This window comes from Vibrio navarrensis (genome assembly GCF_000764325.1).
GTDB lineage: Bacteria > Pseudomonadota > Gammaproteobacteria > Enterobacterales > Vibrionaceae > Vibrio > Vibrio navarrensis.
This window is the reverse complement of sequence record NZ_JMCG01000001.1, coordinates 587,566-610,759: the sequence shown is the minus strand read 5'-3', so window position 1 is coordinate 610,759 and position 23,194 is coordinate 587,566. Positions and strand designations below refer to the sequence as shown.

The following is a 23,194-nucleotide window of genomic DNA, read 5'->3' as shown; positions in this document are numbered from 1 at the left end:
TCTTTCACCTCGGCCCACCATGACAGTACATCCGTCTGCAACAACCGAACGGGCTTGGGTGAGAAAAACCTTAACCGCAATTGCATTAGTCTTTGTGGTCTTTACTCTCATTCTTCCTCTTTTGATGGTGCTCTATGAAGCATTTCGTTCGGGATGGCATGTGTATCTGGCCTCGATTACTGAACCCGATGCCCTTAGCGCGATCAAACTGACCCTACTCGTTGCCGCTATAGCTGTGCCTTTAAACCTGATTTTCGGTCTGGCAGCCGCTTGGTCGGTAACAAAGTTTGAGTTCGTCGGTAAACGCTTATTGATGACGTTAATTGATCTCCCGTTTTCCGTCAGCCCCGTCATTGCAGGCCTTATTTTCATTCTGCTGTTTGGCAGTGAAGGCTGGTTTGGTGAAACACTGGCGCAGTATGGCATTCAGATTGCGTTCTCGGTTCCTGGTATCGTGTTGGCAACGGTTTTTGTCACTTTTCCATTTATTGCCCGTGAACTGATCCCGCTAATGCAGTCACAAGGCACCGATGAAGAGGAAGCGGCCAGAGTATTAGGCGCGTCCGGCTGGATGATTTTCTATCGAATCACTCTACCCAACATTAAGTGGGCATTGCTCTATGGCGTCATTTTGTGTAACGCCCGAGCAATGGGCGACTTTGGCGCGGTTTCCGTCATATCTGGGCATATCCGCGGACTCACGAACACTCTGCCGCTCCATGTTGAAGTGGTCTACAACGAATATCAATTTACGGCGGCATTTGCCTGCGCCTCTCTATTAGCGTTATTGGCAATCGTCACCCTGATCATTAAAGAAATTTTGCAACGCAATTTGCACCAAGAAAAATAACCGAATTCAATAGGCATCATTATGAGTATTCAAGTTTCAGGACTGTACAAACATTTTGGACAATTTACCGCATTAAACAACGTCAGTATTGAGTTTCCCAGTGGGGGGGGCTTGTAGCACTACTTGGCCCTTCAGGTTGTGGAAAAACCAGCCTGTTAAGAGTCATCGCCGGCTTAGAGCGCCCTGACTCAGGTAGTGTTCATATTCAGGGACGAAACGTTTCCGGATTGGACATCCGTGAACGTCAAGTCGGGTTTGTGTTTCAACACTACGCGCTGTTCCGCCACATGACTATTTTTGAAAATGTGGCCTTTGGCCTACGCGCTAAACCTAAAGCCAGTCGTCCTGATGAATCCACCATTAAACAGAAAGTAAACCGACTGCTGGAACTGGTGCAGTTGGAATGGTTGGCTGATCGTTATCCAGCGCAACTGTCTGGAGGTCAACGTCAACGGGTAGCCTTAGCAAGAGCGTTAGCCATTGAGCCACAAGTGTTACTACTGGATGAACCCTTTGGGGCGCTGGATGCAAAAGTGCGTAAAGAACTGCGCCGCTGGCTACGAAAACTGCACGATGAACTGCATATCACAAGCTTATTTGTGACTCACGATCAAGAGGAAGCGTTGGAAGTTGCTGATCACATTGTGGTGATGAACAAGGGGCAAATCGAGCAAATTGGCACGCCTGAAGAAATCTACCGAACACCACGCACCGAGTTTGTTTACCAATTTGTCGGTTCATCCAACCGCTTGTATCTCGAAGGCTCCAACGGTCTTTCTTTTACTCCGAGCGATGTTGTTTCAACTCATGGAGAGCAAACCGAGAGAGTCTACTGTCGGCCTCATGATTTTGCTGTAAATACGGAACATCGGCCAGATGCCATCCCCGTGACAGTCGCGCGCAAATTAGCGCTAGGGAACATGGTTCGATTGGAAGCTTACAGCTTAGATAACCAGCAATTGGTGGAAGTGGAGCTATCCAGTCATGATCCCGTACTAGACGAAATCCAAGCTAAGACACATCTGTGGCTGACGCCAAAAACTGTGTCCCAATTTGCCTAGTGAGTCGCCCACAATAAAGGAATGCCATATTGAATTTTCAACAACTTAGAATTGTACGAGAAACCGTTAAACAGAACTTTAACCTGACTGAAGTTGCGAATGCACTTTATACTTCTCAATCTGGTGTTAGCCGTAACATCAAAGAATTAGAAGAAGAATTAGGGCTGCTACTCTATGTCCGTAAGGGAAAGCGTCTATTGGGCATGACAAAGCCTGGTGAGGACTTACTGGTGATGGCGGAAAAGATTCTAAATGAAGCAGCCAACATCAAACGGTTAGCGCAAAATTTTGCACAACCCAAAGTTGGGAAATTAGTGATCGCAACAACCCATACACAGGCTCGCTACGCTCTACCTGAAGTGATCAAAGAATTTCGAGTGCATTATCCACTAGTAAAATTGGTGATCTATCAGGGCAGCCCTAAAGACATCCTCACCATGGTACAAAATGGCGAAGCAGACATTGGGATTGCCAGTGAACTTTTGGCTGAAAATGGGGGAATCGCCACTTTTGAGTACTACCAGTGGCATCATCGAGTCATTGCACCGAGCAATCACCCTCTTGCGGATGAAGAAAACTTGACGTTAGAACAATTGGTGCAATGGCCGTTGATTACCTATCATCGAGGGTTAACCGGAAGAAGTAACATTGATCGTGCTTTTGCCACTCAAGAGCAGCAGCCAGAAATCGTGCTGAGTGCTCAAGATTCTGATGTCATTAAAACCTATGTGTCCTTAGGAATGGGGGTCGGCATTATTGCTGAAAAAGCCATCCATTCTGACGAAGACAGCTCACTAGTGCGTATTGATGCATCTCACCTTTTCGCCACCAATACGGTCTGGTTGGGCGTCAAGAGCCATAAACTACAACCCGACTATACTCATTTTTTCCTCAACTTATGTAACCCCTCATTGTCACTAGATGATATCCACTCTGAAATCTACCGAGATAAATCAGCATTAAATTATGCAGGTTTCAACTACCAGATATAAGACTTCAATGACTCACTGTATTGTAAAAGGGAGTGCTGTGTGGCACTCCCTTTTACAATCCTTCTGTCTGGCTGAGTATTACACGGGTCGAGAACCAGCCAAGCTGACGCGGCGTAAATCTCGGATTTGCTCTGATGGAAACGAAGATCTAGCGTGAGCAGTAGAACGATTGTCCCACCAAACAACGTCTCCGACTTGCCACTGATGCTGATAGGCAAACTCGGCGCTGAATGTATGTACGCGTAACCTTTCAATTAACGCTTTTCCAGCCTCATTATCAAGCTCGGGAATTTCCACTTCAGTATCGGCACTGAGATAGAGGGACGACTTCCCACTTTCAGGATGCGTCAGTACTAATGGGTGCACGTACCCCTTCCCTTTGGTGGGGATGTTGTTGTCCCGATACAGCGGTCTTTGTTCACCTGGTTCGTTCAAAAAAGGGTTGTACGTGACGAGAGATAATGCCGCGATCTGCTTTTTCGTTTTCGTATCCAGTGCTTCCCATGCTTTTTGTAAGTTATACCATGTAGTCTGCCCTCCATCTTGAGTCACTTGTACGGCATAAAGAAACGACGCTTTCGATGGTCTCGGAGTCCAGAGATGGTCGATATGAGGATGCAATTCCACATTCCCGGTATGACCACCTTGCTTATTCGAAACAGGCACCACGGAGGGCACGTTACCCTGTGCATCTGAAGCTAAGACTGGCACATCTGCTGGCGGGATAAATACATCACCAAAATAGGTCGCAAAATCAAACAAGCTTTGATCAGACAAAGTTTGACCCTGAAAAATCAGAACATGGTATTGATTCGAGGCCGCCTGGAGTTGTTTCCACTGTGTGTGAGTCAGCGGTCGATTCATATCAATCCCGGATATTTTCGCTCCTAACGCATAGCGCAGTGGTGTAATGGTAAAGGATTGGGTGGTTGTCGTTGACATCCTTTTGCTCCCTCATAGAAATTTGATGGTCATCCCCTTCTGTCCTATCTGTTCGGTATCGTCAGAATGTACAAATGAAGGGGATAGTTAGAGTTAGTGCAAGCCAAATTCGGTCATCAGGCTTTGCCGCAAAAAGACAAAGTCTTGCTGCGAGCGTTCCCTAGGACGAGGTAAATCAATATCCAGTTGTTTCGGCTTACCACCCTGTTCTTTGGGCAGAATCAGCACTTGATCCGCAAGATAGATCGCCTCTTCCAGATCATGGGTCGCCAGAATCATGGTGATATTTTCTTCCTGCCATATACGCACTAACTCTTCCTGCATCTTAATTTTCGTAATGGCATCCAGTGCCCCTAACGGCTCGTCCAGTAACAAAATTTCTGGCTGAACCGCCAGAGCTCGGGCAATCCCTACACGCTGAGCCATGCCGCCTGATAGTTGCCCTGGCCAAGCGTGCTCAAATTCTGCCAATTTCACTAATCGCAAGGTATCTCGTGCCACTTCTCTGGCTTTCTCTTTAGAGACCCCTTGAACTTCCAGACCAAAACTGACGTTATCGAGTACCGACAGCCAAGGTAACAACCTCGGTTCCTGAAAGATCACTGCTCTTTCACGTCCTAGCCCATGTACAGGTTGAGCATCAATCGTCACCTCGCCTTTATCAGGCTCCTCAAGCCCGGCCAGTAGCCGCAGCAATGTCGTTTTTCCACACCCACTTGGTCCGACAATCGCCAACACTTTCCCTGCTTTAAGGTTAATATTTAGGTTGTTTAATACGTTGAGCCGCTGCCCGTTGAGGACAAAGGATTTGCTGAGATTGCGCACCGAAATGGCCCCTCGTTCTTGCGGATGTAGATTTGCCATAGGTGACCTCTTAGTTCAGGCTTAGAATCAAAGACTGAGCATCAATACTCTCGGGCTTAACTCGGCCTTCTCGTGTCAGCACATCGATCCAAAATTGCAGATCTTGTTTGTCAGGTAACCCTCCCGCACGTACTCCATAGCCGGCAAAGTATTGCGCGATGTCTGGGTTTTCCCCACGCTTTTTCAAAATGCGGGCAATGGCGGCTTTCGTTTCCTCAGGATTCTCTCTGGCAAAATCCAACGCTTTTGCTGATTGCAATGTGAACTGTTTTGCTGCCTGAGGATGTCGCTGCACAAAATCTTCTCGCAGTACGGTAAAACCGCCCGCAATATTCCCCAAGACATCCGTATCCCCAAACACACTTCTCAACCCACCATGTGATCGTGCGGCACCTTCAAACGTTGTCTGCCAATAGCCGAATGCGGCAATATCTACCTGCCCAGAACGCAGTACTTGTTCCAATTGAGGGCCGGGGACCACCACCAAATTTGCTGCATCTGGTGGCAACCCAACTGAGCGCAGCGCTTCTCTGACGGTATAATCAAGGTGCGCACCTAACGTATTCACTGCAATGGTTTTACCAGCAATGTCTTTGATAGATCGAATCGGGCTCCCCTCTAATACGGTAAAGAGCGATTGCGTTTGTTTGTTGATACCATTTTCTGGATAGGCGACCAAAAATGCATTGCCGCTCGCAACTGCATTAATGACGGCAGGGGTTGCTGCACCACCAATGTCCACACTGCCCGACGCCAAAGCAAACAGCGATTCTGGACCTCCACCTGCATACCCGACATTTTTTATTTCTACATTCGTCTTGTCGAAATACCCTAGCTCCTGTGCCAGTTCATGGGCCGATACACTGCCATGGCTGGATAAACTCCGGAAAACAACTTTATCTTGTGCAACAACTGGTAGAGACAAACTGATCAATGTGGCAAACGCGGCTACAACTCTTGATATTTTCTTCATTTTAAATCCTTTTCAATCTGAGCACTTTACTGTGGCACGTTGTGCCTGATTACTTTTCTTTTTCTATTTCATTGAGTTACATGGTGGACTTGAGCATTCAGTGTGCATATGCGCTGTGCCAACGACACAATCGACGTTGTAAACGCACCAATACGAAATTCACAGATATGCCTAAAAAGGCCAATAGAAAGATGGCCGCGAACATGGAAGGGATCTGAAAATTGTACTGAGCATTCATCACCTGAAATCCTATGCCCTTATTAGCACCAATCATTTCTGAGGCGATGAGCAATAACAACGCAGATGTCGCCGATAGTCTTAATCCGACGAATATTGAAGGGATGGAAGACGGCAGAATGATACGGGTAAAAAGAGTCAATGGTGATGCACCGTATGTTCGCGCCATCTCCAGAAGTTTGCTATCCACACCTTTCACACCACTGATGGTTGCCAGCAGCAATGGGAACAGAGATGACCAGAAAATAACAAAAACTTTAGACGCCTCACCCAGCCCAAGAAGCAGAATAAATACCGGATAGAGCGCCAGAGCCGAAGTTTGGCGGAACAATTGCAGGATAGGGTCTAATGCACGTTCTACGATACGAATTTGCCCCATCACTAGACCTAATGGGATGCCAACCAGAGCAGAGGAAAGAAATGCGATACCGGCCCGTTGCAGGCTGATTGCGATATCGTCTAATAGCGCACCAGATGAAATGCCCTGCCATAATGCGGCAAAAATACGATCTAAAGGTGGAATGACCGCAGCGTTTAGCCAGCCTTGTGTACTGGCTATTTGCCAACCAGCGAAAAAGAGCATCAGCAACCCATATTCCGCAATGAATTTAAACCGTCGCTGATGCCCGAATTCTCTTGAGTCGGCATGAGAGTTATCCCGATACCAACGTCGCCATGATATATTTTTGATCAAAATTAACATACTGTGCTCCTCTCCCATTAAGCGGCTTGCTCTGTGTCTTTTTGTGTTTTCGCATGACGATTCACTGGCAGAGGTAGCCCCAGATTTCCTCTCAACGTTGTCGCTTCATATTCCGTACGGAACAACCCACGTTTTTGTAACTCAGGGATCACTAACTCCACAAAGTCATCCAGACCAGTCGGTAGATAGGGAGGTAAAATATTGAACCCGTCCGCCGCTTCGTTCTCAAACCACGTTTGTAGTTGATCCGCAACCTGCTCGGCAGTTCCGACAACGGTATAATGTCCACGCGCTGTAGCAACCCATTCATACAGTTGGCGAATCGTGAATTGATGTTCATCGGCAATTTCGCGTAGTAATACCTGACGTGATTTCATACCTTCAGTTAACGGAATATTCGGTAGCGGGCCATCCAAATCATAATGCGACAGATCCAGTGTTCCACCAGTTAAACCGTTGAGCAGAGAAACGCCATCGGATTCAACAATCAATGATGTCAACTGATGATACTTTTCCCACGCTTCTGCTTCGGTACGTCCAACAAACGGGGCAACCCCAGGCATAACCAAAATATGGTCTGGATTCCGCCCTTGTGCTTTCGCTCGCAGCTTAATATCCCGGTAAAACTCCTGAGCGGTCGAAAGGTGCTGCTGAGCCGTGAAAATCACTTCTGCGCTTTCAGCCGCTAACGCCCGGCCATCTTCCGATTGACCAGCTTGAACGATGACCGAATGCCCCTGAGGAGAGCGTGGGATATTCAAAGGCCCCTTCACCTTAAAATGCACGCCTGCATGATCGGTTCGATGCACCTTTTGCGCGTCATAAAACACGCCTGACTTTTTATCTCGAATAAACGCATCATCCTCAAAGCTATCCCACAGTTTCTTTACGACATCGACATGTTCTCTGGCTCGAGCATAGCGGGATGCATGAGGGTGCTGAGTTTCTAAGTTGAAGTTATGCGCAGCCGCATCAGTGGCCGTCGTCACCACGTTCCACCCAGCTCGGCCTGATGAAATGAGATCCAGTGAAGCAAATTTTCGTGCCAGATTGTATGGCTCTTCATACGTCGTTGACGCTGTAGCGATAAAGCCCAGATTCTTAGTGATTGGCGCCAAAGCAGCGAACAGTGTGACGGGTTCAAAACCCGCTACGCGCGCAAAGCCGCCTTCCGTTACTCCCCCCAGAGATACCGCTAATCCATCAGCCAAAAAGTACGCATCGAATAGCCCGCGCTCAGCCGTCAGCGCTAACTGCTTATGAAACTCAAAATTGGTTGCGCCATCAGCAGGTTGATCAGGATGTCTCCATGAAGCAATGTGCTGGCCTCCTCCTGGAAGAAATGCGCCTAATTTGATTTTTCTTGTCATGTGTATTCCCTTTTTCCTAAATAACCACAGCCAAAATAATTCATTTTATTCAAGTTGATAAACAATCAATTCAGGTATGTATATTTGCCTAGCAACAATGGATAACTGCAAATTAGAACGAGAGTTTCTATGCTAATTTCATGACAATTTCATTAGGCTTAGCTCGAAATGCATTGAATATAATTGTCTCATTATTGAAATATTGAAATAGATGAGAAATGGATTCATCCAATCGCCGTTTAATTGATTCACTTAGCAGAATATTTTCATCACTTTGCTTAATAAAATCTTGTGGAGTAGCAAAAATGGATGGGAGTAAATGCGAAGCCCCTAGGTTGGATAGTACTGGTTTCAGTGCGTAATCTAGCATCAGCAAATGGGCATTAGAGCCTCCAGATGCTAACGGGATAACCACCTTGTTAGACAAACCATTTTGTGGGATCAAGTCCAGTAAGAGCTTTAAGGCTCCGCTGTACGAAGCTTGATAAACGGGTGTGGATATAAAGATTATATCCGACTCCTTTACTGACAATTGAAAACTTATAATATCAGGGCTACTGAAATCATAGCTAACCAACTCACTGGCATTAAAACTTTGCGGACGATATCTTTTAATCTCTCCACCGTGGTTAATTAAATTTTTCTCCACATAATCCAGTAAGATCTCTGATTTAGAGCCTAGGGTAGTGCTACCACCAATAAGAAGTATTTTCATATTGTCCTCCTATAAAAAACACAGGATAACGAACACTTATTCAAAAAGTAACTAACAATAAAATATAATGTTTTCTGAAAAAATTATATTGTAGTGGACAACTAAAATTGGATACAGTTTTAGCGTCCCCGATATAATCGTTCTGATTCATTGGGAGGTAAGGCCACTGTTATACTGATGTAGCCTGAGTTAACAATAATGCGGTTGCCTTGGCGCTTACGATATTCTCACTATTGCATTAACCGCTCTTCAATAGATATGCCTTACCGACTTAGGTATTCGGTAAGGCACGGGTGAATTAACTCCACTCTATAGAATAATTGAAACTGGCAGCAAAGCTGAAGATGATTGTATTTTTCCAGCTTACTACCTTCAGCTCTGTGGATGAACTTCAACAATTACGTCATAAGGATCAGTATTTTCTGGTAAACGATCACGCACATAGCGATCATATAACTCTAGTAAGTAATGCTGCTCTCCTAATTCAATCAATTGCTGGTTAACCCAATTTTTCAGTTCACTATTACCTTTTTTCACCGCTGGTTTTAGCTACAAGCAACCGAAAGGTGTTCCACACAAGTTTGATGAAGCAAAACAGCTAGCATTCATAGAGGCTTATGAAGCTCTAAAGGCAAGCTGTAGCAAGGACGAGTCGATTCTATTTATCGATGCCGTTCACCCAACTCAAGCGACCAAAATATCTCATGGTTGGATACGAACAGGGCAAGATAAATCGGTTGAAACAACGGGAAGTCGAAGTCGTCTCAACCTCATTGGTGCTTTGAATCTTACCGATATTGGCGGCACTATCATTAATGATTACGAGAGCATAAACAGTGAAAGTATCGCCCGTTTCTTCTGCCAAATCAGAGAGCGTTATCCATTAAATAACAAGCTCCACATCATCTTAGATGGTGCGGGATATCACCGCAGTGACTTAGTCAAAGATGCGGCGTTTGTCCTTAATATTGAACTGCATTATCTTCCACCTTACAGCCCAAACCTCAACCCAATAGAGCGGCTATGGAAAGTAATGAATGAGAAGTCGAGGAACAACGTTTACTTCAAAAGAAAGCAGGACTTCAAGGCGGCAATAGACCAATTTTTTGCTGTGACTCTTCCAGAGATCGCAGGCTCTTTGGCATCTCGAATTAATGATAATTTTCAGGTTCTTAAGCCTGCATCTTCAAGTTAATTCGGTATAGACTGGGGGCTTTGTTCTGAGGGGTCCCCTCATAATTTCCCCAAAGCACAACCATGTTTGAATGGATTTTGAGGGCTTTGTTTTCTAAATCAGGGAACTAAATCAGTAACCCACGATCTGATCAGCCAAGTTCACTCAAACACTTAGACCAATGGCCAAGCCTCGCTACAAGACAACCAATTGGAAGCACTATAACCAAGCTTTAATTAATCGCGGCTCACTGACATTTTGGATAGATGAAGAAGCCATCCAGCTATGGAAGCAAATCAAACAGTGAAACCGCGGTAGACCTCGCTTGTTTAGCGACTTAGCCATTACGACAGCACTTATGGTTAAACGCGTATTTTCAATGCCCTTGAGAGGTCTTCAAGGGTTCATTAACTCTATTTTTAAGCTCGCTCAACTGCCATTGTCATGCCCTTATTATTCATGCATTAATTAGCAAGCGAGCTAAAACAGTGAACGTCGCGTTCAAGACAAAAACCAAAGGAACCATCCAGCATTTAGCCATTGATGCGACAGGACTAAAGGTCTACGGTGAGGGCGAGTGGAAAGTCAAAAAGCATGGCACTGACGGAAAGCGCCGTGTCTGGAGAAAGTTGCATTTCGCGGTTGATACTGAAACGCATGAAATCATTGCTGCAGAGTTAAGTCTATCGAATGTGAGTGACAGTGAAGTGCTGCCTAACTTGCACAGGCAGACCCGACGAAAAATCGCAGAGATATCTGGCGATGGCACTTATGACACAAGGTTGTGCTACGAAGCCATTCGCATCAAACGAGCCGCTCCAATCATTCCGCCGAGTGAAGGGGCGGCCTTCTGGGATCGAGGTCATCCTCGCAATCTAGCGATCGGGTGCCAGAAACTCTATGGTTCAAATAAGCATTGGAAAAAGAAGTACGGCTACCATAAGCGTTCGCTCTCAGAGACAGCGATGTTCCGAGTTAAGAAACTGCTTGGTGGGACATTAAGCTTAAGAAATTACAATGCTCAGGTTGGCGAAGCTTATGCCATGATAAAAGCGTTAAACAAGCTCACAGGACTAGGTATGCCCGAAACGATGGTGATCGCTTAACAATTAGTAATGTTAGGCGTGTTTTTAACTGAAATCGAATTAGGAAACAAAGCCCCACCAGATTGAAGACCTGTTGCCCCAAACAGCGACTTAAGTATGCTTTTCGTGTTGCGAGGACAATCTGGCGCGAACCTCATCATAGAGCTGAGACTAAATAAGTCTCTAAACAGACTCTGAATATATTATCGCAAATCAGCTCGTTATTTTGATTTCTACTTGCAATAACGGGACGTACCATATATTGGGGCATAAACGTTTTAGAAATGGCAGCGTACTATTATCGCTGCCATTTTAGTATGAAACTTTAATACTCAGTATGATTCTTTATTACCTAGTACCGTTTCCATTTAATTCTGATCGATTGAGCTACCAATCCAATGGTAGCTCTTTTACATCAATAGCCACCTTGATACTTCGGCTGACACCAGCTTCTTTCGTTATCAATCCACGCTCTTCAAGCTTCAATAACATCTGATGAACACTTGGTGGTGATACCTCAAAGTAATCTTGTAGATCTGCATGAGCTGGCGCTCGTCCATTCACTTTGGTGTAGTAGTAAATATAGGCCAGATACTGCCCTTGTTTTTTGGTGTATTTTCCAGACATTTTCCCATCTTAGATCGACATTTTTACCGGAGTATGATCAATTATTGGTTTTAAGAATGAAGCCTATCATGCCATGAATATTTCCTACCGTGTTGAACTGACTTGTGAAGAAATTGCTGAACTTAACGAACTCACCAGTAAAGGTAAGCACAACGCCAGAAAGCTAAAACGTGCCCAAATCCTTTTACTGGCAAATCACAGGCAACATACAGACGCTGAAATATGTCAGCTCTTAAACACCAGTACTTCAACGGTCTATAGAACCAAACGCGGTTTTGTTGAAGAAGGCCTGCAATCTGCCCTGGAAGAAGGAAAACGTCGTGGGCAGCCGAAGGCATTAAGCTCAAGCGAGGAAGCCACGCTTATCACTATCGCCTGTACCAAGCCACCTGAAGGGGTCGCTCGCTGGACGCTTTCTTTAATTGCAGACAGGCTGATTGCTTTGACGGACTTAGAAAGTATTTCTCTGGAAACAATCCGCTCACGACTTAAGGAAAATCAACTCAAACCATGGCAGAAGAAAATGTGGTGCATTGGTCAACTCAATGCGGACTTCATTGCACAGATGGAAGAAGTTTTGGAGTTGTATGCTCAACCTGCCAACCCCAAAGAGCCGGTCATTAACTTCGATGAGGCCATGAAGCAGATGATTTCCCATACAAGAGAGCCTATTTCAGCTAAACCTGGACAACCAGAACGCATCGATTATGAATATCGCAGGGAAGCGGTAGCGAATATCTTCCTGATGTATGACCGACATAATGGTTGGCGACATGCGAAAGCAACAAAAACCAAAAAGTTCGAAGACTTTGCTTGGTGCATGAAAGAGTTAGTTGATGAACATTACCCGGATGCAGAGCAAATTCATGTTGTATTAGACAATTTTACCACTCACAAGGCTGGCGCACTTTATCACACGTTCCCTGCGGGAGAGGCTCGTCGAATATTAAGGAAAATCACTTTCCACTATACCCCTCCTCATGCCAGTTGGCTCAACATGGTGGAGATTGAGATCGGCGTTATGAATCAGCAATGCCTTAATCGACGTATCGGGAGTTGGGAGGAATTACATCGGGAACTTAAAGCTTGGGAGACTATGCGCAATACAGAGAAAGCATCCATTGAATGGTTGTTTGATGTAGACAAAGCCCGGAACAAACTTCACCGGGCTTATGATGAACTAACCATTCAAAACTAAATGGAAAGGGTACTAGTATGAAACTTTATTCTACTCACACACCTCGGTTCGTAATTGGTGACGATTTATTCTACCGTTACCGCTTTCGCTAGGTTACGTGGTTGATCCACGTCCGTGCCTTTGATCAGCGCGACATAGTAAGAGAGCAACTGCATTGGGATGGTGTAGTAGATCGGCGCCGTGATCTCACTGACGTGCGGCATGGTGATGATCTTCATGGTGGCGTCCGCTTCAAAGCCCGCATTGGCATCGGCAAACACATACAGCAAGCCGCCGCGTGCACGTACTTCTTCGATGTTAGATTTAAGCTTTTCTAGTAGCTCATTGCTTGGCGCGACCACAACTACTGGCATATCGGCATCAATCAGCGCCAGCGGGCCATGTTTCAATTCACCCGCCGCATAAGCTTCGGCGTGAATGTAGGAGATCTCTTTGAGCTTCAGCGACGCTTCCATCGCAATCGGATAGAACTCGCCACGGCCAAGGAACAGCGTATGGTGCTTGTCGGCAAAATCTTCAGCCAAGGCTTCAATGTCTTTTTCGAACGATAGAGCAGCGTCGATCTGTTTTGGCAGTTGATGCAGCGCGTGAACGATCTCTTTCTCTTTCTCTTTGCTGATGCGTTGCTGCTGTTTGCCCAGCGCCGTCACCAGCATCAGCAGTGCCGCAAGTTGAGTGGTAAACGCTTTGGTCGACGCCACACCAATCTCAACCCCTGCGCGGGTCATGAAAGCAAAATCCGATTCACGAACTAAAGAAGAACCCGCCACGTTACAGATGGTCATCGCAGCCATGTAGCCTTTCTCTTTCGCCAGACGCAGCGCCGCTAGCGTGTCCGCCGTTTCGCCCGATTGAGACAAGGTGATCAGTAAGCTATTTGGGCGAGTGACAAATTTGCGGTAGCGGAATTCAGAGGCAATTTCCACGTCGCAGCTCACGCCGGCCAGATCTTCAAACCAGTAACGCGCCGTCATCCCAGCGTTGTAAGATGTGCCACAAGCAACGATCTGCACGTGCTCTACTTTGCTCAAAATTTCAGCAGCGTTAACACCAATCGCTTCCGTCACCACAGCGTCGCCTGAGATGCGCCCTTCCATGGTATTGATCAAAGCCGTTGGTTGCTCGTAGATCTCTTTTTGCATGAAATGGCGATATTTGCCTTTATCTCCAGCATCATGCTCAGCATTCGATTCGGTGATTTCACGCTCAACACGTTCACCTGAAGCATCAAACACCGTCACTTCGCGACGCGTGATCTCAGCAACATCACCCTCTTCTAGATACATAAAGCGGCGCGTGACATTCAGCAGCGCCAGTTGGTCCGACGCGAGGAAGTTTTCACCCACACCAAAGCCAATCACGATTGGGCTACCAGAGCGAGCAACCACGATGCGTGACGGATCGTTGCGATCCATCGCTACCGTGCCGTAAGCCCCTTCCAGTTGTTTCGCTGTTTTTTGTACCGCTTCAACCAGAGACGCAGAGGTGCGCAGTTCCCACTCAACCATGTGCGCAATCACTTCGGTATCGGTTTGCGATTCAAACACATAGCCACGCTCACGCAGCAGCGCGCGCAACTCTTCGTGGTTTTCGATGATGCCATTGTGCACTACGGTGATATCGCCCGATTTATGTGGGTGTGCATTGATTTCTGATGGTTCGCCGTGTGTTGCCCAACGCGTGTGCGCAATACCCGTACCACCCGTCACTTCAGCTTGGTTAACCGCATCCGCCAGCTCTTGCACTTTACCCAAACGACGAATACGCGTTAGGTTGTGCTCGGCATCGACAATCGCCACACCCGCCGAGTCATAACCGCGATATTCCAAACGGCGCAGACCTTCCACCAAAATTTCAGCCACATCTCGCTGTGCTACCGCACCGACGATTCCACACATAGTTATCTCTCCATATTGATATTTTTTGTTTTCTTCGCCCTCGGCAAGCAAGAGTAATGGCGAAGAATAAGGATTAGGCGCAAATGACGCGAACGCCGTTTGCTTCAATTTCTGCTTTGTGCTCCGGCAACAGCTCTTCGTCGGTGATCAAGATGTCGATCATCGACCACGCAAGCTCCAGATTAGGGATTTTTCGACCAACCTTGTCAGACTCCACCATCACGATCACTTCTCGCGATACTTCCGCCATCACTTGGCTCAAACCAACCAGTTCATTAAACGTGGTGGTGCCACGCGCAAGGTCAACGCCGTCGGCGCCGATAAACAGTTGATCGAAATCGTACGAGCGCAATACAGACTCGGCGACTTGACCCTGAAAGGATTCAGAATGGGTATCCCAAGTGCCACCTGTCATCAGCAAGGTTGGCTCACTTTCCAGTTCATTCAGCGCGTTGGCAACATGCAAGGAGTTGGTCATCACCACCAAACCACGTTTGCCATTGAGCTGCTGAATCAGTGCCCCTGTGGTACTGCCACTGTCGATAACAATGCGGTTGTGGTCGCGGATCAGCTCCGCGGCCAGTTCTGCCAGTCTTATCTTTCGATTCGAAACATGTTTACTGAGTTCATCATGAATCACTTCTTTTGGGATAGAGATAGCACCACCGTAGCGTCTAAGCAGTTGGCCATTTTTCTCTAAAGAGGCGAGATCCTTTCGGATAGTGACTTCTGAGGTATCAAACTTATGGGCAAGTTCGTCAACACTGACTTCGCCTTTCTCGTTTACCAGATTAGAAATCGCGTGTCTTCTGAGTTGCGTGTTTCGTTTCGACATCTTTAATTGAAATGAAAGTTTCGTTATGAAATTTATTATATTCCAAACGAAACTTTTTCGTCCATTTATTTTGATCCAAAAAATTAATAAATAGCGATAAAACCTTGTCCTAAGACAATTCTTAGGCAGTGATATTGCTATCATTCAATGGTAGAATTCGCCCCCGAAAAGAAAATAAATTACAGAATTGACCGTTATTTTTTTGCAACTTTTTTCATATAAGGTGGGGAAAGTCACAAAAAACCTGAATATTTGCCCATTGAGTTGGTCATAAAATGACTAAACTTGATGAAAGACTTACAGCTCTGGAAGGCAGTGAATTTGCACGAAAAGCTCGGCTCACACACAACAAGAAGCCGATATTTTTCACTCCCGAGCACAACAACCGACTTTCAAATTGTAACTATATTGACCGGAGAGACTCTTCCATGAAAAAGACCAAAATCGTATGTACGATTGGCCCAAAAACTGAATCTGTTGAGAAGCTAACTGAGCTAGTTAGCGCAGGCATGAACGTAATGCGCCTGAACTTCTCTCACGGTGACTACGTTGAACACGGCACTCGTATCGCGAACTTCCGTAAAGTAATGGAAAACACAGGTAAGCAACTTGCTATCCTGCTAGACACTAAAGGTCCTGAAATCCGTACTATCAAACTGGAAAACGGCGACGACGTTGATCTAGTTGCTGGTCAAGAGTTCACTTTCACTACTGACACTTCTGTTATCGGTAACAAAGATGTTGTCGCGGTAACTTACCCAGGTTTCGCGGCTGACCTCTCTGTAGGTAACACTATCCTAGTTGACGATGGCCTAATCGAGATGGAAGTTATCGCAACAACAGCCACTGAAGTGAAGTGTAAAGTACTGAACAACGGCGCTCTGGGTGAAAACAAAGGTGTTAACCTTCCTGGCGTTTCAGTAAACCTGCCTGCACTGTCTGAAAAAGACAAAAACGACCTGAAATTTGGTTGTGAGCAAGGCGTTGACTTCGTTGCCGCTTCTTTCATCCGTAAAGCTTCTGACGTGAAAGAGATCCGTGAAGTTCTCGCAGCAAACGGCGGCGCGAACATCCAGATCATCTCTAAGATCGAAAACCAAGAAGGTGTGGACAACTTCGACGAAATCCTAGAGCTTTCTGACGGTATCATGGTTGCTCGTGGTGACCTAGGTGTAGAAATCCCTGCAGAAGAAGTTATCTTCGCGCAGAAGATGATGATCGAGAAATGTAATCGCGCACGTAAAGTGGTTATCACTGCAACGCAAATGCTCGATTCTATGATCAAGAACCCACGTCCAACTCGCGCAGAAGCGGGTGACGTTGCGAACGCCATCATGGACGGCACTGACGCAGTCATGCTTTCTGGCGAAACAGCGAAAGGTAAATACCCTGTTGAAGCGGTAACTATCATGGCGCAAATCGCTAACCGTACTGATTCTGTACTAAAAGCAGAGCTAGGCTCTCGTCTAGACAGCCCGCGACTACGTATCACTGAAGCGGTATGTAAAGGTGCAGTAGACACAGCTGAGAAACTCGCAGCGCCACTTATCATCGTAGCAACGGAAGGTGGTAAGTCTGCACGTTCTGTACGTAAGTACTTCCCAACGGCAAACATTCTTGCGCTAACTACCAACAAGAAAACAGCCGCTCAACTTGTACTGACTAAAGGTGTAACACCGGTTGTTGTTGATTCAATCGACAACACTGATGCGTTCTACGTAGCTGGTAAAGAGCTTGCGCTTGAATCTGGCCTAGGTAGCAAAGGCGACATCGTTGTGATGGTATCTGGTGCTCTTGTTGCATCTGGCACAACCAACACAGCTTCAGTACACGTACTGTAAATAAATTTACAAAGATAAAACGAAATGAGGGCTTCGGCCCTCTTTTTTTATGAAACGCCTTGCGATAAAAAATTGTACGCTATATCATCAAAACCGTCAGAATTTCGTACTGTTAAATAAAGATAACTTCTTATTTATACGTCGTTTTTTATCTATGAGGTTTTGTTGTGTCCAGTCCTACTCTTACTGACAAAGTATCCAAAATGATCCGCGACGACATTCTAAGCGGCGCATTGAAACCGGGGCAAAAGTTAGTCGTTGCTGATCTAAAAGCAAAGTACGACGTTGGTGCTTCTCCGATCCGTGAAGCGTTAGTGCAACTCTCTTGGACCAAATACGTAAAACTTGAACCGCAAAAAGGCTGTTGGGTTGCCCCTATGTGCAAATTTGAACTCAACGACCTGTATGAGAGCCTACGCGTCATCGCTTCCGTTTTGCTCAAAAAAGCAATCGCTTGCGGTGATGAAAATTGGGAGCTGAGCGTACTAACCTCATTCCACAAACTGTCCAAAGTGCAGCAACTGAGCGATGAGCATTGGCCAGAATGGGAAGAGCGTCATCATCAATTTTATACCACGCTGCTCGCCGGCTCCGAGTCACTCAATATGTTTGAGTTCTTCCGGGATTTGATCAATCAGATCAAACGTTATCGCTATTTTGCCTTGTGCCAATCAAACAGCGAGCGCCAAGCGTTGTTTAATATTGAAGAGCATGAGATGATCATGAAGCTGGTGCTGGCAAAAAATGTCGAAGAGGCCACTCGTTTGCTCGATAGCCACCTGCTGGGTTCAATGAAGGTCATTGAGTCTGCTATCGAAGCGGCGTAAGTTTCATCTTGAACATAAAAAAAATCGGGTTGACCCCGATTTTTTGCTTATAACGACGTTACCAACCAAAGATCTCTTTGTGATGGGTATTAAGCAGCACGACCATCAATAGAAAATAGATGGCGCTCAACTTAATCCCCAGAATCAATAAAGTGCCTAAGGTTAGTCTCACTAGAAAATAGTTTACCATACTCTGCCTCTGATGCCCGAACTGCGTATTTCCTTATCAACACGCCACGCGCGCTGAATCCGTTCAAGACAGGACAAACTGAACAATGTGTCACGCTGGGTTGCACGAAATCGTCAACGAAAATCGTCTTAGATCACAGCAAGCCACAAAAGGAGTGACAGTTTACTTAATAACCAGTCTAGTTCAATTTTGTTCAAATATTAGACTTTAGTCTAACTGTACATATTTTGTGACAATTTGCCGCGAAGAGAAATTAAGCGATGTCGTCATCACTGTAGCAAAGTGAAACACGATTTCGCCCGGAGCTTTTCGCATCGTATAAGGCGATATCGGCACACTTGTAACTGCGGGTTGTGTTAGCCGTCAGGTCGGTAAAGCCGATACTGACCGTCACATCCAAATCTTTTGCAACGTTGATGGCAATGCGCAGACGGTTAAGAACCACTTCCGCCGCTGAGATGGTGGTGTGTGGCATGATGATGGCAAACTCTTCCCCACCGACTCGCGCAAGAAAATCGGTATTGCGTAGGCTTTGCAGCAGCAGGCTCGCCACGCCTTTAATGACGCGATCGCCCTCATCGTGCCCTTGCTCATCATTAATGCGTTTGAAATGATCAATATCGACTAGAGCCAAACAGGCTGTTGGTGTGGCAGGATATCGCTCCAACAAACTGGCGTGGTGTTGCAACTGTTCTTCAAACTTGCGTCGGTTCCAGATCTGAGTCAGTTCGTCTTTTTCGCTCAAATGGCGCAGCCGCTCTTCAAGCTGTTTACGCGCGGTAATATCCACCAGCGACGTGATGTAATAGCTCACCTTTCCCGCCGAGCTCTTGACGGCTTGGATACGCATGATAGCGGTCAAAACTTGATTGAAATAAGTTTGGCAGCGGATCTCCCCTTCCCACACATCGTTTTTTTGCAACTCATTCCAAGCCTGCATCACGATGTCGAGATCATCACTCAAAAAGATCAAGTTGTATGCTCGCTTGCCTTCGATCTGCTGATTGTCGTAACCGAACATCTGCTCAAATTCTCGGTTACCTAAAATGATCCGGTGCGAAGTATTGGAGATCATCACGGCCGTCATGCCATTGAGTGCCGCGCGCGCTAGCTTACTTTCGATACTGTGACGACGATAATGCAACGCGACGGTAGTCACAGGCAGCACAAACAGCATCACCACACAAAAAACGATCAAGGCTTCACGAATCAACTCATTGACCGCCTGCTCTGAGCGCGCCATCAACTGCTCTTCACTCATATCAATCACTAAGTGCAGCGCACCATGACTGCCCAGAACTAAGGTATTAAAAACGACCAAACAGTTATTGTCATAAAAATAACCCGCCTGTTGCTGGGAGAACTTTTGCCAGCTCTGCGGATAGAGTTTGCTAAAGCGGTAAATTTCTCGCTCGGGAAGATAGTCCCCGAACAGCTTCTCCGGCTGATCGCTGACCACGTAGTAACCACGTTGATTAATGATGTCGACATTAAAACCTTGCACAGGCGAATAGTGCAAACGGCTCGCCATGTAGCGAATGTTTAGATTCATGACCAGATAGCCCACACGCTGGTTACGAATGGTCACTGGCGCAAAAATGCGCATCACTGGCGTATAAGGTTCTTTGAGTAGCCCTTGCTCTTCTTCCAGCGTGACACCCCAGACACCCGTCTCATCATTTTTGAGCGCTTGAGCACTAGCAAAAAACGGGTCTTTAGAAACATCTTGTGCTGGGGCTTGGGAGAGGAAAACCCCCACATTTAAATCGTAGTTCACCCGAAAGCGTTCATATCCCGACAGATCCAGTAAGCTAATGCGGGTATACCACTTCTGATTGAGTAGCACCGAGGACCACAAATCGGTTAACGCCGCTTGGTGTTGCTGATCGGGAGTGAGAATGAAATCTGTCAGCGTTTGGTTGTATTTAAGCAGATCGAGAACCGACAACATCTGCCCGTAGAGATTGGTGTATTCGCGCTGAGTGTAAGCGAGCTGATTCAGTGCATCTTCGGCACTGCTTTGCAAGTTCTCATCAAGCAGCGAGCGATATTTATCGTGGTAATAAAAGGCAATGAGTGCCGCAAAAAAGACGCTGATCAGAAGAAGAATGCCGAACAGTTTTCTGACTTTCACTCTGAGCTACACCTTCCTGGCTAAATGAAGAGCGAAGTATAACATAAATCAGATTTGCCCCTACAAACTCTCATCAAATCTTTGTAAATGAAGTAGTTGCAAACGAAATCGTGGTAAATAACTAGGGCCACATAATGTGGCCCAGAAAGAGAAAGCATCAAAACATCAACGCAGGTTAAGCGCGTAACGCTCGCTCACCACGTGCAATACCCACGACGCCGCTTCGGGCGACTTCAATCACTTCGGTGACTTCGGAAATCGCATCAATAAACGCATCGAGTTTTTCACTATTGCCCGCCAACTGCACTGTGTATTGCGAAGCGGTGACATCCACGATCTGCCCGCGGAAAATATCCGCTGTGCGTTTGACTTCCGCGCGAGCAAAACCACTGGCTTTAACTTTAACCATCATTAGCTCACGCTCGATGTGATCAAACTCGGTGACCTCTTGCACTTTGAGCACATCAATTAACTTGTGCAGTTGCTTTTGAATTTGCTCCAGTTGCATCTCATCCGACATCGTAGTGATGTTGAGACGCGATAGGGTCTCGTCATCGGTGGGTGAAACCGTCAACGATTCGATGTTATAGCCGCGCTGAGAAAACAGGCCAACCACACGAGACAAAGCACCCGGTTGGTTTTCCAATAGCAGTGAAATTATGTGTCTCATATCAGGTTCTCTCCGTTTTGCTTAGCCACATTTTGTCCATCCCTTCGCCTTTGATCTGCATTGGGTATACGTGCTCCGTTTCATCCACACTGATATCGACAAAGACCAAACGATCTTTCATCTCCAGTGCTTTACGAAGACCAGACTCCAGTTGGTCCGGCGTTTCAATGCGGATACCCACATGCCCATACGCTTCAGCGATAGCCACAAAATTCGGCACCGAACTCATGTATGAATTCGAGTGACGTCCCTGATAGATAATGTCTTGCCACTGCTTAACCATGCCAAGAAAGCGGTTATTCAAGTTAATGATTTTAACTGGAATATCGTATTGCATCGCCGTGGAAAGCTCTTGAATATTCATCTGAATACTGCCATCGCCGGTCACCACCACCACTTCTTCTTCTGGCATGGCAAATTTCACTCCCATACCCGCCGGCAAACCAAAGCCCATGGTGCCAAGGCCACCGGAATTGATCCAGCGACGCGGTTTGTTGAACGGATAGTAGAGCGCGGCAAACATTTGATGCTGACCAACATCCGATGCGACGTACGCGTCTCCGTTGGTCAGTTTGTGCAAGGTCTCAATCACTTGCTGCGGTTTGATCCGCTCAGAGGAAGTATCGTAAGCAAGACACTGGCGATCCTTCCACACTTGGATCTCTTGCCACCAAGCGTCTAACGCGGCGCTATCGTTGCTCGCGCCCTGCTCTTCCATCAGGCCAACCATGGTTTCGAGCACTTTCTCAGCAGAGCCGACGATCGGCAGATCAACTTTGACGTTTTTCGAGATCGACGATGGATCGATATCGATATGCATGATCTTGGCGTTCGGACAGTATTTTTCCAGATTATTGGTGGTACGGTCATCAAAACGAACCCCGACCCCGAAGATCAGGTCAGCGTGATGCATTGCCATGTTGGCTTCATACTTACCGTGCATGCCAAGCATGCCTAAGGCATTCTTGTGAGTCCCAGGAAAAGCCCCCAAGCCCATCAAGGTACTAACAACAGGCAGATTTAAATGTTCGGCCAGTTTGAGAATTGGCTCGTGCGCGCCAGAGATGATGGCACCGCCACCGATGTACAACACCGGTTTTTTGGCTTCGAGCAACGCTTTGAGCGCTTTTTTGATCTGCCCTTTGTGACCCTCTGTGGTTGGCTTATACGAACGCATGCTGATGGTTTTTGGGTATTCGTACGGCAATTTCACCAGCGGATTCATTACATCCTTGGGTAGATCAATCACCACCGGGCCAGGTCGACCAGTGGTCGCAATAAAGAAGGCTTTTTTGATCGTTTCCGGAATGTCTTGCGCACGTTTGACAAGAAAACTGTGTTTAACGATAGGGCGTGATACACCGACGATATCGCACTCTTGAAACGCGTCGTTGCCAATCAGACTATTGGGCACGTTACCGGAAATGACGATCATCGGAATGGAATCCATGTAGGCCGTGGCGATTCCTGTCACTGTGTTAGTCGCACCGGGTCCGGAACAAACCAAGACCACGCCCGGCTTACCTGTGGCTCTGGCATAGCCATCCGCCATATGCGTTGCGGCTTGCTCGTGTCGTACTAAAACGTGACGAATTTGTTCGGTTTTGGCATGCAGTGCATCGTAGATATCCAGTACGGAACCACCGGGGTAACCGAAGATCTGTTCTACTTTTTCTTCGATCAGAGATTGCACCACCATCTCTGCGCCAGACAACATCGCTGTCATATCGTTTCTCCTTGCCAGCATGCAACTAATAAGGTCAATCAATTGTGCTGGTTTTACATAGTCTAGGGCTTATTTGTAGCCTAATTCGAAATATTTCCAATTTCAGCTATGTCCCGCCTTTGTCATAACAAAGAGCAAGGTAACGCAACAAATGTAACCTTTTCTTATCAGGAGATCTAATGCGACTTGGATCGAATTTTAAACAAGATGCTAAATTTTAGAGATTAATAAGAAATTGATGTTACTTCTTCGCCACTCTGCGGAATAAAACATCAAGATACC

19 protein-coding genes and 2 pseudogenes are annotated in these 23,194 nt (G+C 46.4%); 8 read left to right on the top strand and 13 right to left on the bottom strand.

Features of this window, described 5'->3' with window-relative positions:
- Positions 1-19: 19 nt before the first annotated feature.
- From cysW to EA26_RS02730, 3 genes are all read left to right on the top strand, one after another.
- On the top strand, positions 20-850 hold the full coding sequence (gene cysW / locus EA26_RS02740; protein WP_197057384.1) for a sulfate ABC transporter permease subunit CysW: 831 nt from the start codon (positions 20-22) through the stop codon (positions 848-850).
- 152 nt (positions 851-1,002) lie between these two features.
- Positions 1,003-1,911 carry a sulfate/molybdate ABC transporter ATP-binding protein gene (locus tag EA26_RS02735; RefSeq protein WP_407701083.1) on the top strand — a complete coding sequence of 303 codons (909 nt, stop codon included), beginning with the start codon at positions 1,003-1,005 and terminating at the stop codon, positions 1,909-1,911.
- Between the two features lie 29 nt (positions 1,912-1,940).
- Positions 1,941-2,903 carry a LysR substrate-binding domain-containing protein gene (locus tag EA26_RS02730; RefSeq protein WP_039423651.1) on the top strand — a complete coding sequence of 321 codons (963 nt, stop codon included), beginning with the start codon at positions 1,941-1,943 and terminating at the stop codon, positions 2,901-2,903.
- Positions 2,904-2,981: 78 nt separating this feature from the next.
- Here the strand turns inward: EA26_RS02730 and EA26_RS02725 are convergent, their stop codons facing one another.
- The 7 genes from EA26_RS02725 to EA26_RS21850 all read right to left on the bottom strand — a co-directional run bounded on the left by EA26_RS02725 (position 2,982) and on the right by EA26_RS21850 (position 9,244).
- Positions 2,982-3,845, bottom strand: coding sequence for a TauD/TfdA dioxygenase family protein (locus EA26_RS02725; RefSeq protein WP_039423649.1), 864 nt, complete (start codon positions 3,843-3,845; stop codon positions 2,982-2,984).
- 93 nt (positions 3,846-3,938) lie between these two features.
- Positions 3,939-4,709, bottom strand: coding sequence for an ABC transporter ATP-binding protein (locus tag EA26_RS02720; RefSeq protein WP_039423646.1), 771 nt, complete (start codon positions 4,707-4,709; stop codon positions 3,939-3,941).
- 10 nt (positions 4,710-4,719) lie between these two features.
- Positions 4,720-5,682 carry an ABC transporter substrate-binding protein gene (locus EA26_RS02715; RefSeq protein ID WP_039423643.1) on the bottom strand — a complete coding sequence of 321 codons (963 nt, stop codon included), beginning with the start codon at positions 5,680-5,682 and terminating at the stop codon, positions 4,720-4,722.
- A gap of 97 nt (positions 5,683-5,779) precedes the next feature.
- Entirely contained in the window at positions 5,780-6,622 is an 843-nt protein-coding gene (locus EA26_RS02710; RefSeq protein WP_081947023.1) for an ABC transporter permease, read from the bottom strand.
- Between the two features lie 17 nt (positions 6,623-6,639).
- Complete coding sequence (locus tag EA26_RS02705) at positions 6,640-7,992, bottom strand: LLM class flavin-dependent oxidoreductase (protein ID WP_039423640.1); 1,353 nt, start codon at positions 7,990-7,992, stop codon at positions 6,640-6,642.
- Between the two features lie 127 nt (positions 7,993-8,119).
- Entirely contained in the window at positions 8,120-8,707 is a 588-nt protein-coding gene (ssuE, locus tag EA26_RS02700; RefSeq protein ID WP_052079609.1) for an NADPH-dependent FMN reductase, read from the bottom strand.
- A gap of 372 nt (positions 8,708-9,079) precedes the next feature.
- Complete coding sequence (locus EA26_RS21850) at positions 9,080-9,244, bottom strand: hypothetical protein (protein WP_160173451.1); 165 nt, start codon at positions 9,242-9,244, stop codon at positions 9,080-9,082.
- 4 nt (positions 9,245-9,248) lie between these two features.
- Here EA26_RS21850 and EA26_RS02695 point away from each other — a divergent pair.
- A pseudogene (locus EA26_RS02695) lies at positions 9,249-9,902 on the top strand (IS630 family transposase); the annotation flags it as partial.
- Positions 9,903-10,062: 160 nt separating this feature from the next.
- A pseudogene (locus tag EA26_RS02690) lies at positions 10,063-10,987 on the top strand (IS5 family transposase).
- Between the two features lie 366 nt (positions 10,988-11,353).
- Here the strand turns inward: EA26_RS02690 and EA26_RS02685 are convergent.
- Positions 11,354-11,593 (bottom strand): LexA family protein, encoded by a 240-nt coding sequence (locus EA26_RS02685; protein WP_020432846.1) that lies wholly within the window; start codon positions 11,591-11,593, stop codon positions 11,354-11,356.
- A 73-nt stretch (positions 11,594-11,666) separates the two neighbouring features.
- Here EA26_RS02685 and EA26_RS02680 point away from each other — a divergent pair, with 73 nt between their 5' ends.
- On the top strand, positions 11,667-12,791 hold the full coding sequence (locus EA26_RS02680) for an IS630 family transposase (protein ID WP_039423633.1): 1,125 nt from the start codon (positions 11,667-11,669) through the stop codon (positions 12,789-12,791).
- A 65-nt stretch (positions 12,792-12,856) separates the two neighbouring features.
- Here EA26_RS02680 and glmS read toward each other — a convergent pair whose 3' ends face one another.
- Together glmS and EA26_RS02670 are read right to left on the bottom strand one after the other, a co-directional pair.
- Positions 12,857-14,689 carry a glutamine--fructose-6-phosphate transaminase (isomerizing) gene (gene glmS / locus EA26_RS02675; RefSeq protein WP_039423629.1) on the bottom strand — a complete coding sequence of 611 codons (1,833 nt, stop codon included), beginning with the start codon at positions 14,687-14,689 and terminating at the stop codon, positions 12,857-12,859.
- A gap of 73 nt (positions 14,690-14,762) precedes the next feature.
- Entirely contained in the window at positions 14,763-15,524 is a 762-nt protein-coding gene (locus EA26_RS02670; protein ID WP_039423628.1) for a DeoR/GlpR family DNA-binding transcription regulator, read from the bottom strand.
- A gap of 428 nt (positions 15,525-15,952) precedes the next feature.
- On the opposite strand from EA26_RS02670, the gene pykF reads away from it, so the two are divergent.
- Both pykF and EA26_RS02660 read left to right on the top strand, forming a co-directional pair.
- Positions 15,953-17,365 (top strand): pyruvate kinase PykF, encoded by a 1,413-nt coding sequence (gene pykF / locus EA26_RS02665; protein ID WP_039423625.1) that lies wholly within the window; start codon positions 15,953-15,955, stop codon positions 17,363-17,365.
- Between the two features lie 167 nt (positions 17,366-17,532).
- The gene (locus tag EA26_RS02660) at positions 17,533-18,192 is read left to right on the top strand and encodes a GntR family transcriptional regulator (protein ID WP_039423623.1); all 660 of its coding nucleotides are present in this window, start codon (positions 17,533-17,535) and stop codon (positions 18,190-18,192) included.
- A gap of 443 nt (positions 18,193-18,635) precedes the next feature.
- On the opposite strand, the gene EA26_RS02650 is transcribed toward EA26_RS02660, so the two are convergent.
- The 3 genes from EA26_RS02650 to EA26_RS02640 form a co-directional block, all read right to left on the bottom strand.
- Positions 18,636-20,516, bottom strand: coding sequence for a sensor domain-containing diguanylate cyclase (locus EA26_RS02650; RefSeq protein ID WP_039423617.1), 1,881 nt, complete (start codon positions 20,514-20,516; stop codon positions 18,636-18,638).
- 175 nt (positions 20,517-20,691) lie between these two features.
- Positions 20,692-21,186: an acetolactate synthase small subunit gene (gene ilvN / locus EA26_RS02645; protein WP_039423616.1), complete on the bottom strand. Its 495-nt coding sequence runs from the start codon at positions 21,184-21,186 to the stop codon at positions 20,692-20,694.
- Between the two features lies 1 nt (position 21,187).
- Complete coding sequence (locus EA26_RS02640; RefSeq protein WP_039423613.1) at positions 21,188-22,912, bottom strand: acetolactate synthase 3 large subunit; 1,725 nt, start codon at positions 22,910-22,912, stop codon at positions 21,188-21,190.
- Positions 22,913-23,194 lie beyond the last annotated feature (282 nt).